The sequence below is a fragment of the Marimonas lutisalis genome (assembly GCF_005434965.1).
Lineage (GTDB): Bacteria > Pseudomonadota > Alphaproteobacteria > Rhodobacterales > Rhodobacteraceae > Marimonas_A > Marimonas_A lutisalis.
This window is the reverse complement of record NZ_SKCI01000003.1, coordinates 157,054-173,870: the sequence shown is the minus strand read 5'-3', so window position 1 is coordinate 173,870 and position 16,817 is coordinate 157,054. Positions and strand designations below refer to the sequence as shown.

Annotated in this window: 12 protein-coding genes and 1 pseudogene; 4 read left to right on the top strand and 9 right to left on the bottom strand. The window is 59.4% G+C overall.

Annotated elements, in window-relative coordinates:
- Positions 1–704: 704 nt before the first annotated feature.
- From urtE to urtA, 5 genes are read right to left on the bottom strand one after another with little or no spacing between them, the layout of a single operon-like run.
- Positions 705–1,400: an urea ABC transporter ATP-binding subunit UrtE gene (urtE, locus tag E0501_RS13995; protein WP_137702347.1), complete on the bottom strand. Its 696-nt coding sequence runs from the start codon at positions 1,398–1,400 to the stop codon at positions 705–707.
- 4 nt (positions 1,401–1,404) lie between these two features.
- Complete coding sequence (gene urtD / locus E0501_RS13990; protein ID WP_137702002.1) at positions 1,405–2,145, bottom strand: urea ABC transporter ATP-binding protein UrtD; 741 nt, start codon at positions 2,143–2,145, stop codon at positions 1,405–1,407.
- Positions 2,142–3,374, bottom strand: a complete 1,233-nt coding sequence (locus tag E0501_RS13985; RefSeq protein WP_137702001.1) for an ABC transporter permease subunit — start codon at positions 3,372–3,374, stop codon at positions 2,142–2,144. The genes urtD and E0501_RS13985 overlap by 4 nt, the downstream gene beginning before the upstream one ends.
- 3 nt (positions 3,375–3,377) lie before the next feature.
- On the bottom strand, positions 3,378–5,342 hold the full coding sequence (urtB, locus tag E0501_RS13980) for an urea ABC transporter permease subunit UrtB (RefSeq protein WP_137702000.1): 1,965 nt from the start codon (positions 5,340–5,342) through the stop codon (positions 3,378–3,380).
- A 54-nt stretch (positions 5,343–5,396) separates the two neighbouring features.
- Positions 5,397–6,680: an urea ABC transporter substrate-binding protein gene (urtA, locus tag E0501_RS13975; protein ID WP_137701999.1), complete on the bottom strand. Its 1,284-nt coding sequence runs from the start codon at positions 6,678–6,680 to the stop codon at positions 5,397–5,399.
- 592 nt (positions 6,681–7,272) lie between these two features.
- Here urtA and E0501_RS13970 point away from each other — a divergent pair.
- A pseudogene (locus E0501_RS13970) lies at positions 7,273–7,905 on the top strand (tyrosine-type recombinase/integrase).
- A gap of 125 nt (positions 7,906–8,030) precedes the next feature.
- Here E0501_RS13970 and E0501_RS13965 read toward each other — a convergent pair.
- Both E0501_RS13965 and E0501_RS13960 read right to left on the bottom strand, forming a co-directional pair.
- Positions 8,031–9,572 (bottom strand): winged helix-turn-helix domain-containing tetratricopeptide repeat protein, encoded by a 1,542-nt coding sequence (locus E0501_RS13965; protein WP_137701998.1) that lies wholly within the window; start codon positions 9,570–9,572, stop codon positions 8,031–8,033.
- Positions 9,573–9,839: 267 nt separating this feature from the next.
- Positions 9,840–10,118: a hypothetical protein gene (locus E0501_RS13960; RefSeq protein WP_137701997.1), complete on the bottom strand. Its 279-nt coding sequence runs from the start codon at positions 10,116–10,118 to the stop codon at positions 9,840–9,842.
- A gap of 14 nt (positions 10,119–10,132) precedes the next feature.
- Here E0501_RS13960 and E0501_RS13955 point away from each other — a divergent pair, with 14 nt between their 5' ends.
- The 3 genes from E0501_RS13955 (at position 10,133) to E0501_RS13945 (ending at position 15,229) form a co-directional block, all read left to right on the top strand.
- Positions 10,133–11,452, top strand: a complete 1,320-nt coding sequence (locus E0501_RS13955; RefSeq protein WP_137701996.1) for an alpha/beta fold hydrolase — start codon at positions 10,133–10,135, stop codon at positions 11,450–11,452.
- 593 nt (positions 11,453–12,045) lie between these two features.
- Positions 12,046–12,987, top strand: a complete 942-nt coding sequence (locus E0501_RS13950; protein WP_137701995.1) for a homocysteine S-methyltransferase family protein — start codon at positions 12,046–12,048, stop codon at positions 12,985–12,987.
- Positions 12,988–13,273: 286 nt separating this feature from the next.
- Entirely contained in the window at positions 13,274–15,229 is a 1,956-nt protein-coding gene (locus tag E0501_RS13945; protein WP_137701994.1) for an acetoacetate--CoA ligase, read from the top strand.
- On the opposite strand, the gene E0501_RS13940 is transcribed toward E0501_RS13945, so the two are convergent.
- Both E0501_RS13940 and E0501_RS13935 read right to left on the bottom strand, forming a co-directional pair.
- A complete protein-coding gene (locus E0501_RS13940) occupies positions 15,226–15,927 on the bottom strand; it encodes a glutathione S-transferase (RefSeq protein ID WP_161594623.1) in 702 nt (233 codons plus the stop codon). The genes E0501_RS13945 and E0501_RS13940 overlap by 4 nt on opposite strands.
- Before the next feature lie 47 nt (positions 15,928–15,974).
- A complete protein-coding gene (locus tag E0501_RS13935; protein ID WP_137702346.1) occupies positions 15,975–16,787 on the bottom strand; it encodes an arginyltransferase in 813 nt (270 codons plus the stop codon).
- Positions 16,788–16,817 lie beyond the last annotated feature (30 nt).

Below are 16,817 nucleotides of genomic sequence, written 5' to 3'. Positions count from 1 at the left end.
TCTCCGTCTAACGTCATGTTTTCGCGCATAAAAAAGCCCCCGATCCGGCGGGGGCGCATGGGGGAAACCGAGGGTTCCGTTACCGGCCCATGCGCGTCTTTCCTACGAGTACTACGAGCGTTGCCACAACGAGGCTCCTTTCATGCGTGGGCGCGACATTAGGTCTGCCGCTGCGCAGCGTCAACCGCGAATTGGGTGAATATTATGTCGCAGGGGTCATTTTCCGCGAACATTTCTTTCGGATCACGCACCCGCGGGCGCATGATCCGCAAATTTGAGGGCCATGTGACGCCGGGCGGAGGCGGACTCAGCCGCCTGACAGGCACATATGCGGCCCCGGAATAGATTAACGGCACCGTACGGTGGGCAAGAGAGGGCTGACACGCGTGCATCCCACGGCTGACATTCGGCTGCCGGGAAAACGGGATCCGGTTAACAGCACGTTAGGTTAATGGGGCGTGCGGTGGCGGTGGGCGGGAACCGGACCTTCGCTGAAATCGATATCAAGGTCCGCTGTGCAGACGAAGCTGACATTCGATTTCCGGTGACACAAACTTCTGGTTTCTTGGCCATTCCCAATTCAGATCGTGCCGATAATAGCATTGAAATTTACTTTTAAGTTCTTCAGGGCGGAATTGTTTGCAGGGAATGTGACGTCGCAGTTTTCGTCTTTCCCGGCGATCGACGTGTTCTTTAAGATTTTACTAGACCGAGACTTTTTCCAGCAGGGATTGCCGGGTCAAGTCAGACTTTGCGCCTGAGAGGATGACCTCGCCGCGTCGTAAAACTGTAAACCGGTCCGCGAGATCGTAGGCAAAATCAAAATACTGTTCGACCAGAACGATGGCCATGCGGCCTTCGTCGCGCAGCGTGCGGATCACGTCGCCGATCATCTGGATGATGTTGGGCTGGATACCCTCGGTCGGTTCGTCCATGAGCAACAGCTTTGGCCGCGTGATAAGCGCCCGGGCGATGGCCAGTTGTTGCTGTTGTCCGCCCGACAAATCGCCGCCACGGCGGTGCTGCATTTCTTTCAGCACGGGGAAAAGCTCGAACATTTCTTCCGGCACGGCGCGGTCGCCTTTCGGCAAGGTCGAAAATCCCGTTTCCAGATTCTCACGTACGGTAAGAAGCGGGAAAATCTCGCGTCCCTGGGGCACCAGAGCAATCCCCTTTCGGGCAAGCTGATGTGGTGCAAGGCGCGGAAGCGTTTCGCCGTCCAGCAGAATGTCGCCGCCCGAACGCAAATGTCGCCCCGAAATCGCGCGAATGAGAGAGGTCTTGCCAACCCCATTCGTCCCCATGACACAAGTCACCTCGCCGGCGCTGGCGGCAAGATCCACCCCGTGGAGGATCTGGGAATGGCCGTAGTGCAATGTCAGGCCTCGCACCTCGAGCATGGCGTTACCTGCCGAGATAGACATCGATGACCTCCTTGTTCGCGGTAACATGATCGAGCGAGCCTTCGGCGAGCACCGATCCTTCGTGCAGAACCGTGACCCTGCAATCGAGGCGCCGGATAAACTCCATGTCATGTTCGACGACAACCACGGCGCGCGTTTTTGCGGCCTCGACCAGAAGCCGCGTTGTGTGTTCACGCTCTGCCGGCGTCATGCCCGCCGCCGGCTCGTCGACCAGCAATAAACGAGGTTCCTGGGCGAGCAACATTCCGATCTCGAGCCATTGCTTCTGCCCATGGCTCAACTCACCGGACTTCCGCTTCAATGCATCTACGAGTCCAATCTCAGTGGCAATTTCTTCCACGCGCTCGAAATCCGTTTGTCCAGGCCGCCAGAACAGTACCGCAAAGGGATTCCGGTCGTTTTCCAGTGCCATCAACAGGTTTTCCTGTACGGTCTGATCTTCGAAGACAGTGGGTTTCTGAAATTTGCGTCCCACGCCCGCACGTGCGATCTGTGCCTCCGTCATCTTAAGAAGCGAGCGCGATTTCTCACCCCAGAGAACCGTGCCACTATCGGGCCTGGTTTTCCCCGTGATGATATCCATGAACGTTGTTTTTCCGGCGCCGTTTGGGCCGATGATAGCGCGCAGCTCTGCCTGCCCGATGGCAAAGGAGAGGTTATTGATCGCCTTGAAACCGTCAAAGGAAACGGAAACGCCCGAGACTTCGAGGAGCGTGCTCATTCGTTGGCCTCCTTTTCGCGCAAGGCGCCCTGATCGGGACCCAGATCGGCACCATGGCGCTCAGGTGCGCGGCGCCCGGCCCAGAGATCGAACAGCCCGCCCATGCCCTTGGGCGCGAAAAGGGTGACCGCAACGAAGGACAGCCCCAACAAGATCGTCCACCAGTCCACCCAGGAGATGGTGTAGAACCCCAGGTTCACATCCGGCGCCTGCCCGCCCGTGAACCATGTTGAAACAAGTGAGACGAAAATCGCCCCTATGACAGCCCCGTAGAGCCGTCCGCGTCCCCCGATGGCCACCCAGACCGCGAGATAGATCGACGCGATGGGCGCGATCTCGGCCGGGTTCACGATACCGGCCTGCGGATAGTACAGCGCCCCTGCGATACCTGACATCATCGCCGTCGTCGTGAAAAGCAGCAGCTTGTAACCCTCGACGGAATACCCAAGAAAACGTACGCGCGCCTCGTTGTCGCGAATACCCCGAATGACCGATCCGAATTTGCCCGACACGATCCAGGCCGAGAAAAGATACCCCAGAGCCAGAGCCAGCGCAGAGGCCCAGAGGAACCAGACCGACAAGACCGATTGGGGCACGTGATCGAGATGCGGAATATTCTGTAGCCCGGACAGCCCGTTATTGCCGCGTAGGCCGCTGTCATTCTGGAACAGGTAAAGCGACAGCGCCAGTGTCATCGCCTGCGTCAGGATCGACAGGTAGACACCGGTCACCCGTGACCGGAAGGCCAGCCAACCAAAGACGAGCGCCAGCACCCCGGGAATTGCGACGATCAAAACAAGCTGGATGATCAGACTGTCAGCGAAGGTCCAGATTGCCGGGAACTCGGAAGAGCCCACAACGCCGAAGATCTGGGTGCCGATCGCATCGACAATCTCTTGATCCGTAGGTGGAATGGGCGCATTGGCCATCGAGTCGACAACGATCTGCCGTGTCCGCTCGTACATCAGCCACATGCCGATCATGTAGCCGCCCAGCCCGAAAAAGGCGAAGTGGCCCAGGCTCAGAATACCCGCATAGCCCCAGACCAGGTCCATCGCCACGGCGATCAGCGCCAGAACAAGCGTCTTGCCCAGCGTCTTGACGAACGACGTTGAAATCAGGCCAAGGCCCAACCCCTCCGATGCAACGGTGACTGCCAACGTGAACATCCCCAGAATGCCGAGAAAAATCAGCACCGACGGGTTTTGGGCGAGAAAGCTCTTCCGCATGCCTCAATCCCCCGCCGCGCGGCCCTTGAGGGCGATGATCCCCCGCGGGCGAAACTGGATGAAGATGATAATGAAGATGATCATGTAGGTCTGCGCCGCCAGTGTGTTGGAGGGGTTCAGCCACTCGATGCCCTTTTGCAAAGATCCGATGAGCCCCGCGCCCAGAAGCGTACCCCAGATGTTGCCGACGCCGCCGACGACGACCGTCATGAAACTTTGCACGATGTAATCCTGCCCCAGTTCCGAGGTCACCTTGGCAAACAGGCCGATGGCCACGCCCGCAATACCGGCGATCCCCGAACCCAGCCCGAATGTCAGCATGTTCACGCGGCCCGGATTGATGCCCATTGCCCCCGCCATGCCGGGATTCTGGGTGACCGCGCGCGTTTCCAGGCCAAGGCGTGTGCGCTTCATGATGAACAGGAAAAGCATAAGGAACAGCAGGGCCAGCCCAAAGATGGCAATGCGGATATACGAAATCGACACCACGTCGTTCAGGACCCACGCGCCGCCTAGCCAATCGGGCGATGTCAAAGGCCGCGCCTGTGTGCCGAAAATGTTCTTTGCCAGCTGTTGCAGCGCAATCGAGATACCGAAAGTCGCCAGCAGGGTTTCAAGCGGCCGGTTGTAGAGCCAGCGGATAACCAGCCGCTCAAGCGCGACGCCGGCGCCGAACGTCACCGCAAAGGCCAGCGGTATCGCCACGATGATCGAAACCGTATGGTTTGGGATCATTTGCTGCACGACATAGCCCGTATAGGCCCCCATCATGATGAATTCGCCATGCGCCATATTGATCACCCCCATGACTCCGAAGGTGATGGCGAGACCGATGGCCGCCAGGAAATAGATCGACGCCAGGCTGAGCGCGTCGAGCACTAGATCCAGCGTCTGGTTCATGCCAACCCGTGTTGCAATCCGTCCGAGCGCGGCTACCGCAGCGTTGGTGACCGCTGGTGATGGCTCGGCATAGATCTCTGCGAAGCTGTGGGTTGAGAGCGCTTCGTCGATTTCTGCTTCGGTCAGATACGGTGCAGCCCGCCCTTCCGCTGCCAGTGCCGTGTAGGCTTCGACGCGTTTGGCCGGGTCCGACAATTGATGCACGGGCACCCCGGCAACACGACCATCCTCGATATTCTCGGCCAATGCCGTGCGGATTGCATCGCTGGTTATACGTTCAGGCGCGAGACCGGCATCGGACAGCAGTGTATAGGCTGAGTCGCGTGAAAAATCGTCTTTTCCCGGGCGAAGAATGCGGACCACGTTCAGACCATCGGGCGGATCGCCTGGAAAAATTTTGAGTGTCGTCGCAACCAGCGGATTGAGCGCTGCGCGAACGTCAACCCCTAGATCGCTGGACATTTCCTCGATAGCGGCGATGCGCGCGGCTTCTTCCGGGTCATATGAAATTGTCAGCAGCCGCTCGAGCCGGCGCTTGCGCGCTTGAAGCTCCGGGTCTTTTTCCGACGCGATTGACGCTCTGAGAGGTTCGAGCAGCGTTTTATCGGCATCGCGCTCCAGAGATGCCAAAGCATCTGCGCGCCGTGCGGGATCGGGATCGTTCAGCTGGAATTTCACAAGCGCCGTACCGATCAGAGCTCGGATTCCAGAATTCGGCTTAATCTGCTTCAAATCGCGCTTGTCAGCCTCGGCCACTGCGTCACCGCTATCGAAATCGATCAATCGGTACGTCTTGCTGTCGATTTTCTCGGCTTTGAAGAATAGCCCGTCGGACTCGCGCTGCCACATATCCTTGGCCTGCCAGGCTTCCAGAACGGATTGTGCTTGGGGAAGGCCCGACCCAGCAACTGCATCAATCGCTGGGGCAATCGTCTTTCGGGAGCTTTTTACGATTATTTTGGCGTGCTGCTGGAGGATCCCCTGCATCGGCCCGGCTGCATCCTGCGCAAACATCGGCATGGCGAACGCCAGCGCGGCGATCAGACCGAAGATTACCCTTTTCAACATTGTGCTCCGCCTTGGAAATGGCGGCGGGGCCTGGGCCCCGCCGCTGGTCCACGATCAGTAGTTGGATTTGATCTGCACGCAGGTCTTGGTCTCGGTGTTGTACATCCCGCATTCCAGATCCTTCCAATCCGACTTGAGCACCGCCGACTCGGGCAGGTAGTCGGTCCAGGCATCGCCGGGCACGGGCTCGGTCTGGCTGATGATGTCGAACTGGCCATCTTCCTGGATCTCGCCAATCACTACAGGTTTGGCGAGGTGGTGATTGGTGCCCATCACGGCCATGCCGCCGGTCAGGTTCGGGAATTCCTGCCCCCACATCGCACTGCGCACGGCATCGACATCCGTGGTGCCGGCCTCGGTGGCGGCGTTCACCCACATGTTAAAGCCGATATAGTGCGCTTCCATCGGGTCGTTGGTCACGCGCGCTTCGTCTCCGATAAAGGCATGCCAGGTCTTGATGAATTCGGCATTGGCCTCGGTATCGGCCGACATGAAATAGTTCCACGCGGCGAGGTGGCCAACGAGGTTCGACGTATCCAGGCCCGACAGCTCTTCCTCACCGACTGAGAAAGCCACGACGGGAATGTCTTCGGCCGAGATGCCGGCCGCGGCGAGCTCTTTGTAGAAGCCGATATTGGCGTCACCATTGATCGTCGAGACCACGCCCACCTTTTTGCCATCAGCGCCAAGCGCGACGACGTCCGCCACGATTTTCGACCAATCCGAATGACCGAAGGGCGTATAATTGACAAAAATATCCCCTTGGGCGACGCCCTTTTGCTTGAGGTAACTTTCAAGAATGTTGTTGGTCGTGCGCGGGTAAACGTAGTCGGTCCCCAGCAGCGCAAACTTTTCGACGCCCAGCTCTTCAAGATAATAGTCAACGGCCGGGATCGCCTGCTGGTTTGGTGCAGCACCCGTGTAGAACACGTTTTTCGAACTCTCTTCTCCCTCGTATTGCACAGGATAGAAGAGCAGACCGTTCAGTTCTTCGATCACCGGCAGGACCGACTTGCGGCTCACGCTGGTCCAGTTGCCAAAGATCACGTCGACGTCGTGAACCGTCAGCAGCTCACGCGCCTTTTCGGCAAACAGGGGCCAGTCGGATGCCGGGTCGACGACAACCGCTTCAAGGTCACACCCGAGAAGGCCGCCTTTCTTGTTCTGGGCGTCCACCAGCATCAGCATCGTGTCTTTGAGCGTTGTTTCGGAAATGGCCATCGTACCCGAGAGCGAGTGCAAGACGCCCACTTTGATCGGGCAATCGGCGGCGTAAGCGCCATAACTCATCGCGGCAAGGGCCGCGGTTCCGGCAAGAAGGGTTTTCAAGGATTTCATCTGTCTCTCCCGTGCGGAGACCGGGCCCGCTTGCCTAGGATGGCGTTTTCAGGCACGTTTCATCCGCAACTTTTTTGTTGCAACCGTGTGGCGGCCCGACCGAGTGGCAATTCGAAAGGCCGTCACACACCTTAATTGTTCTGGGTGATCCGAACATGTAGGTGAGCAAAAGGTTTCCAAGTCCTTTCACCGTGACAAGACGTTCCCATCAGCAGCTTCCGCCCAAAACGCCAATGCCTTCTTTTTAGGCTGATGCGGCCCCTTCTGCGCAAAAAAACAACGTGCCAATGCTGCGGCGCAGCAATCACGGCATGTGAACGCACCTTGCACTGCTTGAAAAGCTGTTGGAACCTCACCCTCAGAAAAGGAACGCGTTGTGGTACACGGTGGATTTGGACCGCGCTTCTCCGGCGCCTGTTAAGGATACTGCAAATTGATACAATGTCCGGATTGGGCTCAAAGCGGACTACTGCGCTGCAGCGACGCCTGTTTGTTCGTTCGTGCACGAAGCGGTCGTTGGTTTCGGGAGTAGGATACGCGCGTCGGCACGGTGCCGATGCCTGGTGCGGGAGGGCTGGATGGCGACCTCATCATGTCCAAAATCCAGCTCCCAGAAACGAGACCCGTACGTCCGCCATGGAAGAAGGGCCGACTGATCGGCCAGAAGCGTCCTCTCCTGCCCAGGCACGATTGGGCCATTCGAGCGAGGCTCGAACTTGCAGATAACCTGCGGGACTTGGCGCTGTTCAACCTGGCAATCGACAGCAAGCTGCGCGGTTGTGATCTCGTTCGTCTGCGCGTCAGTGACCTCGTCGTTGGCGGCTCAGTCCGCGACCGCGTGTCGGTCATCCAGAGCAAGACTGGCAGACCGGTACAGTTCGAAGTGTCAGAGAACACGCGAAGATCGGTTCTTGAATGTGTCGCGTCACCCTCGATGGTCGGCAGCGGGTTCCTGTTCCCGAGCAGGTTCCATAGCTCGCCCCATCTTTCGACAAGGCAATACGCCCGTCTCGTCCGCGATTGGGTATCGGCGATCGGCCTCGACCCAAACGCCTATGGGACGCACTCCCTTCGGCGGACAAAGGCCGCGTTGATCTACAGGAATACTGGCAACCTGCGTGCGGTTTAGCTCCTGCTCGGCCATACCAAAGTTGACAGCACTGTCAGATGCCTTGGCGTCGAACTCGACGACGCGCTGAGCATTTCAGAGAAGATCGACTTATGAAGTCTTGGCGGCCGGCAGCAGTCGTCCGCCATCTAAAACCAGACGTCGCTCACCTCTGACTGCAGCGACGGCTTCGAGCCCAACGCAGACGTTCCTTCATTCCAGAAATTCCCGTTGTTCATGAACTACTCCAGACCTGCGGCAGCCAGTCGTTCGACGAAGGAGCGGTTGGATGCGTCATCTTTGAAGCTGAACCGGTAGCCTTGGCGCAAATAAGCGGCGAGGGGGATGTTCGGAAAATCTTCCTTCAACCGATTAACCGTTTCCTGCGCGTCATTCTCCCGACCCAACGCCATCTGCGATGCGGCCAGATAGGCGTAGCCTGCGAAGGTCGGTTCATTGACCTTATTCATGGTCGCAATAGCAGCTTCGTATTCGCCATTCGTGTATTGTGCCAAAGCAGCAATTTCCCAATAGAACTCCGGGAAAAATGGATTAAGTTTCATAGCCCGTTCCCGAAGCGCATCGGCTCGCTGGCGACGTCCCATAAAACTATGATGTTCGGCAGCTTTGATCGCGACAAGGGCGTCGTTGGGATTCAGCTCCAGCGCGCGTTCTATGTGATGGTCGGCCTTGTCGAACTCCTGCAAAAGTCGATAGATCGCGCCGGCGATGCGGTGCGCTTCCGCTTCGCCGGGGTCGAGTTCCAATGCTCGTAGAACGTCGTAGAAGCAGGCCTTTGCTCGGTCCGGCTCCGCGGGAAAACCCCACGTGCGGGAGCGTGAGCACGCCCTCCAGGCATAGGCGCGTGCAAAACCGGGGTCCTTTTCGATGGCTTCGTCGAAGGCGGCAACTGACCGTTCAGCGCGTTCCAGAGAGACGTCGCCACTTTTGTGCAGGTCTAGTCCGCGCAGAAGGCATTCGTAAGCCGACAGGTTGTCAGTCTTTTTGGCTTTGGCGCGCTCGGTATCGATCTTCTGAACCCGACCAGCAAGGGTCGAGGCAACGATTTCGGATATCTCATCCTGGATCGAAAAAATGTCCGCGATCGAACGGTCATAGCGTTCGGCCCAAACCTGGGTCCTGTTCTCTGTCGCGCTTAGAGCAACGCTGATGCGAATCTGCTCACCTGCGCGCCGGACACTACCCGTTAGCAAGTAATCGGCGCTAAGCGTCTGGCCAATATGGGGGAGGTCAGGGTCAGGATCGCGAAACCGGAAGGCGGACATTCGAGAGATCACCCGGATCGAGCCAAAACGCGACAATTCTGTAGTAATATCTTCGGAAATACCCTCGGCGAAGAAGTCATCAGTTTCTGATGAAAGGTTTGCAAAAGGAAGGACTGCAACAGACGGAGAAGCGCCAGTGGTCTTAACCAGGTCGTCGGCAGAGATTGGCGTGGGCGAGGTCGTATTGTCGTGCACAGTTACATCATGGACGAAGCGAAAGCCCCTGCGAGGGACGGTCTTGATGAATCTTTGACTCTTCGCGCTGTCCCCGAAAGCCTTTCTCGCGGAGAACAGGCGGCTCGACAAGGTCGCGTCAGAAACGATGCGCCCTTGCCAGACGCTGTCTACTAGCTCGTCCTTGGTCACCAAGCGGCCACGGTTCTCGACAAGGTACAAGATAAACTCGAAGACTTGTGGCTCAATCTCGCACGGTGCGCCGCCGTCGCTGAGCTCGCCTTTTTTCTTATCGAGTCTGAAATTGCCGATCTCGTAAATCATGCCACGCACTCCTACAATAAGGATACGCGCAAGCGGGGAGCCGGGCAATCTACCCTTGTCCCGTGGCCGCGCCACCTGCAGGATACTAAGAGCGAGTGTCAATTTGGTTCGCTAGATTCCCCCTATGGTCGCATAAAAAGCTATGTCGATGATCAGCAAGTTGTCGGCAGTATGCTTAAACCAACTTGGTCCGGCAGTTTCTTGCAGGAAACGTCATGACCCCGCCACACCGTCGGGGTCATCACATTTCTGGACCATCACTCGGCGTTACCGGACTGCCGTTTCGGGGTTTACCTGTGAGACGTTTGGACGAGTGCGACGTAATTGCGGCGTTCGCATCGGCTCGCGACCAGGGGCTTTCGACATTGGTTTCGCCTCGTATGAAGCTCCGCGCTCGAACATTGTCGCGATGGCTTTCAGCATTTTGCCAATGGTGCCGATGTTGCGCCAGGCGTCCTGGCTCCGGATTTCCCGGGCGCGGCGGTCATAGTGGGCGTAGTCGATCGAGCCGTTGGCGATAGTGTTGTATTCGGGCTGGGTGGTCATCTTTTGTCTCCTCGTTGTTCGATGCATTCACCTTGCCCGACTCGAAAAATGCGCGCTTGAAGAAGTCCTTTAGAAGTCTTTGTGATTTCCTTGATTTGCCTGAAGAAACGGTTGATCCTGACTTGGAAATCGCAGGGAACGGCCGAATAATGCGTTATTTCTTTGCAAATTGCGAGCTAGACACGGCAAGCCACACGTTATTACGAGATGGCGAAAGGGTGCCGATTGAGCCGCAGGTATTCGACCTTCTGCAGCTCTTGGCTGAGCGGGCCGGACAGCTTGTGACCAAGGATGACCTGATTGACGTGGTCTGGAATGGTCGCATTGTGTCTGACGCGACAATCAGTGCACGCATCAATGCTGCTCGCACAGCAGTCGCTGACAATGGGAAAGATCAGCGCGTGATCCGTACGATTTCGCGCCGTGGTTTTGAAATGGCGGTGAAGGTGTCCGACGAGGAGGCTGGGTCCGGGGTAGCTCCCCCTGAGATGACCCAGACAGTACGCTACGCGTGTGCACCAGATGGGACACAGATTGCCTATGCCGTGTCGGGAACCGGACCGCCGCTTATGCGCGCCGGCCACTTCCTGACCCATCTTGAGAAAGACTGGCAAAGCTCCGTATATCGGCCTGCGATAGAAGCTTTTAGTGAGAACTATACACTTATTCGGTACGACCAACGCGGTACCGGGCTTTCTCAAACCGACGTCGACGAGTTGTCGATTGAAGCCTACTCGAACGATCTGTTAGCGGTGGCGGATTCTGCTGGACTCGAAAAATTCCCGATTTTCGCAACCTCTCAAGGGGTACCTATTTCGATTCATTTCGCCGCAACCCACCCTGATAGGGTAAGCCGGCTGGTCCTATGCGGGGGGTTCGCTCAGGGTCGTTTGGTCCGCGATGACAACTATTCCCGCAATGAGGCAGAGGCCCTCATGACGCTAGTCAGGATGGGATGGGGGAAACCCGACAGTGCCTTTATGTCGGCCTTTATTTCCATGTTCTGCCCGGATGCGTCACGCGAGGAAAAGCTAAGCCTCGTGGAAAGCCAAATCGCATCGGCCACGCCTGAGATGGCAGCACGCATTCGTTTGACAATCGATCAATTCGACGTTGCCGACAGCCTTCCTGGCGTTCAGGCGCCAACTTTGGTCATTCATGCCAGTGGCGATGCGCTACATCCGGTTTCACAGGGTAGGCTTCTGGCCGCGAAGATTCCAAACGCCGAGTTCAAGTTGGTCGAGAGCAACAATCACATATTCCTGAAATCAACACCAGCTTGGGACGAGATCATGTCAGCGACGCTTGAGTTTCTTGGAAGGGACGCATCCTAGTTTGGTCACTAGGGATAAAATATTGAAGACGCGAATGGCGGCTTTGTCCGCGTAGCGGTCGTACGCTCAAATTGCAGTATTTGTCAATTTGGGCTCTTAGCCACCGTTCGCCGCGCAATGCCTGGATGTCGGCTATGGGCCTAAAACTGCCGTCACAGTTTCAATAATCGGCCTCATTAGCACTGTACGCTCTGGGGTTTGAACACGCGCGAATAGCGGCGCTTGCGCCGCCGCGCGATCGTCATGCTGAAAGCATGCCTTTGGCATGACCCGCCCCCCGGGGTGGCGATTTGGGGAGGGGGCGCGGAACAGTGAGGTTGGGAGTGTTTGGCCGGGAAAAAGTGCGTTGCTGGGATGTTGGATCGCCACCCCGCGGGTCGGCGACCGAGCGCCCTCGGGGACGGTAGCGATGCTCTGCCGCGCGCTATGGGGTTTGGCCGCGACCGCGCCAATGGCGGCTTTGGGACATCGGCATTCGCGGTGGTTGTCCCCTGAGGCAGAAGCGTATGAGGTTGGACCTACTTGCGCACGACGGTGGCGGGTTACAGACCATGTGCTAGTCTTGGATGCGAAAGCTTCGAAAGGGGGGCGGAATGGCCATTTATCGAGATGTGTTTCCTGACATTAACGCCGATCTGCTATTGGCTTACGTCGGCATGGAAACCGACCTGATTTTCAATCGTGGAGTGGACCTGCCCGGATTTGCTTCATACCCCCTTCTGGAAACGGCCGAGGGCCGCGATCTCCTCGAAGGGTATCTGAAAGACATGATTTCGCTGGGCAGGGACACAGGTGCTGGTGTGATCCTTGAAAGCCCGACCTGGGTCGCGAACCGGGACCGAGGCGAAGCGCTCGGCTATTCGCCCGATGCGCTGAAACAGCTCAACCGGCAGGCCGTGGCCTTGATGGCGGATGTGCGTGCAGCCAATGGAGACATCCCCACAGTGATCAGCGCCAACCTCGGGCCGCGTGATGATGCCTATGCACCCGAAGCGCAAATGACCCCGGACGAGGCGGAACGGTATCATTCCGAGCAGATTTCGGCGCTTGCGGATACCGAGGTCGATGTCATCAGTGGATACACACTTGCCTATCCCGCCGAGGCGATTGGCATTATCCGGGCGGCGCGCCGTTTCGGATTGCCCGTCGTGATATCCTTTACGGTCGAAACGGATGGCAGACTTCCAACCGGCAGCACGCTGGAGGATGCGATATCAGAAGTGGATGCCGCAACCGACGGATACGCGGCCTATTTCATGGTCAACTGCGCGCACCCCGATCACTTCAATGCGGTGCTTAATGGTGAGCCCTGGATGCAGCGCATCAAGGGGATTGTCGCCAATGCTTCACGGTGTAGTCACGCAGAGCTCGATGAAGCTGAGGAGCTTGATGATGGCGACCCAAGCGAGTTGGCGGAACAACTGGCCGATATCCGGCAGAGATTCCCACATATTCGAGTCTTGGGCGGATGTTGCGGCACGGACATGCGACACATGGCAAAGATCGCTGCGGCGGCGAACGCAACCTCAGTCTGACCTGGGTGGCAAGGCTTTTCGGGAAACGGTGAGTTTTGGCAGATGCATCGCATGGTCGAAATCGCTGACAGAATTCGGATTGCAAACCGTTAGCAATATTCCGTCCGGTTTTGGTGCTGTGTCGACCGGCCCCGCCGCTTTAGACATGTCCCGGGACATGCAGCATCCGGAACTGAGGGGCTTGTCCCCCCGCGCTTGGAGGGCCGCGCGTGCGTGACGTTCCGTCAATCCCCTTGCCTTGGCCCCCGGGGCGTGGAAACTGGCGCGAAACCGGGGAGGGGCGACAATGACCGAGCATAATCCGATCCTGTGGGAGCCGAGCCAGGCGCGCGCCGAGTCCTCGCGCCTGGGGCAGTATATCCGCTGGCTGGAGGCCGAGCGGGGGCTGACATTCTCCGATTATCACGCGCTCTGGGAATGGTCGGTGAGCGATCTGGAGGGGTTCTGGACCTCGATCATCGATTTCTTCGACCTGCCGATCGACGGCTGGAGCGAGGTTTTGCCCGAGCGGAAGATGCCCGGGGCGGACTGGTTTCCCGGGGCGATGACCAATTTCGCCGGGCAGATGCTGCGCCATGCGGATACGAAGCCCGAGGCGACGGCGATCGTGCAGCAATCGGAGACCTTCGGGCGGCACGAGCTGAGCTGGGCCGAGCTGCGCGGGCGCGTGGGCGCGGTGCAGGCGAGCCTGCGCGAGATGGGGGTGGAGAAGGGCGACCGGGTGGTCGCGGTTCTTCCCAACAGCCCCGAGGCGCTGGTCTCGTTCCTGGCGGTGGTGGGGATGGGGGCGATCTGGTCGCTTTGTGCGCCGGATATGGGCCATGTGGCGATCCTCGACCGGTTCGGGCAGATCGAGCCGAAGGTTCTGATCGCGCAGGACGGATACACCCACGGCGGCAAGGAGATCGACCGACGCGCGCTGCTCGACGAGATCGCGGGGGAATTGCCGACGGTTCAGCACAAGGTGATGGTGCCGGTGCTGGGCGATGCGCCCGAAGGCTGGCTGCCCTGGGCCGAGGTGCAGGGGGCCCCGCGTGCGCCGGAGATCGTAGCGGTGGAGTTCTCGCATCCTTTGTGGATCGTCTATTCCTCGGGCACGACGGGCAATCCGAAGCCTATCGTGCATGGCCATGGCGGGGTGCTTCTGGAAGGCGCCAAGCAGAGCCTGCACCAGGATATCGGGGCCGAGGACCGGTTCTGCTGGCTCACCTCCTCGGGGTGGATCATGTGGAACGCGCAATGGGCGGCGCTGGGCCAGGGGGCGATGGTGGCGCTGCATGACGGGGCGCCGAATTACCCCGATATGCTGGAGGTCTGGCGCATGGTAGCGCGCGAGCGGATCACCTATTTCGGCGCGGGGGCTGCGTTTTTCGATGGGTGCCGCAAGGCCGATGTGCGCCCGGGCGAGGTGCTGGATTTGTCGGCGCTGCGCTCGCTGGGCTCGACCGGGTCGCCACTGAGCCAGGAGGGGTATGACTGGATTTACGCGCATGTGAAGGCGGATGTCTGGCTGGCGCCGATCAGCGGGGGGACGGATTTGGCCGGGGCTTTCGTGCTGGGCAACCCGATGATGGCTGTCCGCGCGGGCGAGATGCAGTGCCGGGCGCTAGGCAACGCGGTCAGGGCGTTCGACGAGGCGGGAAACGAGGTGATCGGCGAGGTGGGCGAGCTGGTCTGCACCGAGCCGCTGCCCTCGATGCCGCTGAAGTTCTGGGGCGACGAGGATGGATCGCGCCTGCATGAAAGCTATTTCGACACCTATCCGGGCATCTGGCGGCATGGTGACTGGATCATGTTCACCGAAGACGGTGGTTCGATCATCTACGGGCGGTCGGATGCGACGATCAACCGGCGCGGGCTACGGCTGGGCAGTTCCGAGATCTACCGGGCGGTCGAGGGGCTGGACGAGGTGATGGACAGCCTCGTGGTGGACCTGGAGTTCCTGGGGCGCGAAAGCTTCATGCCGCTGTTCGTAGTGATGAAGGAAGGCCACGTGCTGGATGACGCGATGCGCGACAGGATCCGCGCGGCGATCCGCGCGCAGGTCTCGGCGCGGTTCCTGCCCGACGAGATCGTGGAGATTGCCGAGGTGCCGAGGACGCTGTCGGGCAAGAAGCTGGAAGTGCCGGTGAAAAAGCTGCTCCTGGTGGGCGATCCGGAGAAGGTGGTGAACCGGGATTCGATGGCCAATCCGGGCAGTTTCGATGCCTTCGTGGCCTATGCCCGGGCGCGGATGGCCTAGGCGCCGTAGCGTGCGAGCATATCAATGAGCGAAGCCTCGATCTGGCCTGCGCAGTAGCGCGGCTCGCGCGTCTCCCATGCGGTGTTGAGCGCGGCGATGGCCGGAGTGGCGGCGATGCGGTCGGTGACCCCCGCGACAGTGGGGGCATGGGCCTCGAGCATCGGACGCAGGGCGGGCAGGTGGGTTGTCATCGTGTGCCAGAGGGTCGTGAGCGCCAGATCGGCGAGCGAGGGGGTGTCTGCACCGAACATGAACCCCCTGTCGCGCATCACCCCGGTGCGCGACGCCAATGCCTCGTGCAGCTGCATCCAGCGGGGCAGGCGGTGGGCGGTGAAGGTGCGCCAGCTGGCCTCGTCCCACATCCGGTCGCCGTGATGGCAGGTGATCTCGAAAAGAACGTCGGAGGCATCGCAGAAGAGGCGCATTGTCTGCGCCTCGTCCGTGATCAGGTCATGCGCGCGGCCGAGATGGAGCGCGATCGCGGGCATCTGGCTGATCCAGACATCCCGGCGGTGATCATGCAGCAGGGGCGGGGCCATGAACGGGTAGGGCTGATCGGCGGGCGACGTGGCCCTGAGGTCTTCGACCGCGTCGATATCGGCCTCGTCCCATCGCGCACCGACATGGGCGAGGATGTGGCGGATGAAATGGCCGCGAAATGGGATAGGCCAGTAGTAGAGGGTGTAATCAGAACTCATGCCGGCAGGATAGGCGGGATGGGAGCGCTTGGCAAAACCCGTCGCGTTTACCGGCGAATGTCGGGCAGCGAGATATTGGCGACCTGTTCGGCGATCGGATCGGTCGAGAGCGGGTGGGTGTCGGCCTCGAAATCGGCCGGGTCGCGCATTGGGCGCCATTCGCCCTGCTGATAGACCTCGAGCCCCGAGAACTTGGCCTTGTAGCCCATTTTGGGCGAGCCGGGCACCCAGTAGCCGAGATACACGTAGGGCAGGCCGGCCTCGCGCGCGATGTCGATATGATCGAGAATGATATAGGTGCCGAGGCTGTCGCGCGTGCGGTCGGGATCGAAGAAGGAATAGACCATGCTGAGCCCGTCATCGAGCACGTCGGTCAGGCATACGGCGGACAGGCTTTCGGTGTTGCGGTCGGTATACTCGATCACGCGAGAGCGGATCGGGGTTTCCTCGATCATCGCGGCAAACTCGAACACGTCCATGTCGGCCATGCCGCCATCGGCGTGCCGGCTGTCGAGATAGCGGCGGAAAAGCGCGTATTGGTCTTCGGTGGCCCAGGGGCTGGTCGCGCGCCGTTCTAGCGCGCGATTGCGACGCAGGACACGCTTCTGGCTCTTCGACGGGTCGAAGGCGTCGACGCGGATGCGGGCCGAGAGACAGGCCGCGCAATCCGCGCAGGAGGGACGGTAGAGCACGTTCTGCGAGCGCCGGAAGCCCTGTTTCGACAGGGCATCGTTAAGCCGCTCGGCATTTTCGCCTTGCAGCGCGGTGAACAGTTTCCGTTCCATCCGGCCCGCGAGATAGGGGCAGGGCTGGGGGGCGGTGACATAGAACTGTGGTGCGAGCGGTAATGTATGGCGCATGGTCAAATAGATATCGGGTTTCGATGCGAC